The sequence below is a fragment of the Alicyclobacillus sp. CIJ1 genome, assembly GCF_057538885.1.
On the sequence record NZ_BAAJPH010000015.1, the window covers coordinates 1 to 291 of the forward strand.

Annotated in this window: 1 protein-coding gene; it reads left to right on the plus strand. The window is 61.9% G+C overall.

Annotated features, from left to right (window positions below; all coding sequences use genetic code 11):
- On the plus strand, positions 1-291 hold a 291-nt coding region (locus AC27E8_RS00135), incomplete at both ends, for a tyrosine-type recombinase/integrase (protein WP_487111309.1).

Sequence of the window (291 nt, forward strand, 5' to 3'; positions counted from 1 at the left end):
TCTTCAAGTACCTGGTGCGCCAGGGGATCCTCCCTTCGAACCCAGCGGAGATGCTTGAAGCCAAGCGCGTCGTGCAGAAAGAGCGGTACGCGCTTCCGGCGGACGAGCTCGCGCGGTTTATCCATCACATTCCGCATCCGCATGTCCAAGCGGCGGCCTGGACCATGGCGTACACCGGGCTCCGCATCGCGGAAGTCATCTTCCTTCGCATCATGGACGTCGATTTCGAGGAAGGGGTCATCCGTGTGGAGCACGGCAAGGGTGACAAACCCCGCGAAGTGCCCATGTCCG